We start from the raw sequence: 673 nt of genomic DNA on the forward strand, positions 1-673 counted from the left end.
GGGCGCGCAGTCCGGCGCGCCCTCCGCCGCGCCGGCGGCCAGGCGCGGAGCGCCCGGCAAGTGGCAAGACCGCCTGGGCATGGCCTTCGCGCTGGCGGTGGGCTGCCTGTTCGTGGTGGCCTGCGCCCACATCATCGTCGGCTTCCCATGGGTGTCCGTCCTGATCGGCTTGCCGTACGCGCTCCACGTCCACTATAAACAGCGCGACTGAGCGCGGCGCTTCGCCTAGTCGGGCGCGGCGCGACTGCCGCAGCGCGGCCTCGTTGCGGCCCACGTGCGCGCCGCGCCGCGTGCAGCCGGCGAAATACCCGGCCAGCAGGATCGGGATGGGATTCATCGGGCCTCGTCGCAAGGATGTTATTAATATACAAATACCATCCGCGCCACGGATTTGCAACAGCGTGACGATCGCCTGTTCAGCTGCAAGCGACTTCGTGTAATACTGGACCGACATGAGTTGGCTACGGGGGCAGTGCCATGTCCGCATCTGAAACACGACCAGTTGCCGCGAGCGACAGCGAGGTGGCCGGGGCCGAGCCGCTGCTGCAGCTGCTGCGCGCCTGCCTGATGGCGCACGAGATGCCGCAGCACGCGGCCACGCTGCGCCAGCTGGCCGCGCGCCGGCTCAACGGCTCGCAGGCGCTGGAGCTGGAGGCGTTCGCGCTGCAGCTGC

The 673-nt window shown here is 69.2% G+C and carries 2 protein-coding genes; both read left to right on the top strand.

Translation table 11 applies throughout. The features are described from left to right. On the top strand, positions 1-211 hold a 211-nt coding region (locus GTP90_RS35945), incomplete at its 5' end, for a hypothetical protein (protein WP_161087951.1). A gap of 266 nt (positions 212-477) precedes the next feature. Continuing rightward, positions 478-673 (top strand): hypothetical protein (locus tag GTP90_RS35950; protein ID WP_161087952.1); only part of this gene is annotated, 196 nt, incomplete at its 3' end.

Source organism: Duganella vulcania, from assembly GCF_009857655.1.
Classification (GTDB): Bacteria; Pseudomonadota; Gammaproteobacteria; order Burkholderiales; family Burkholderiaceae_D; genus Rugamonas; species Rugamonas vulcania.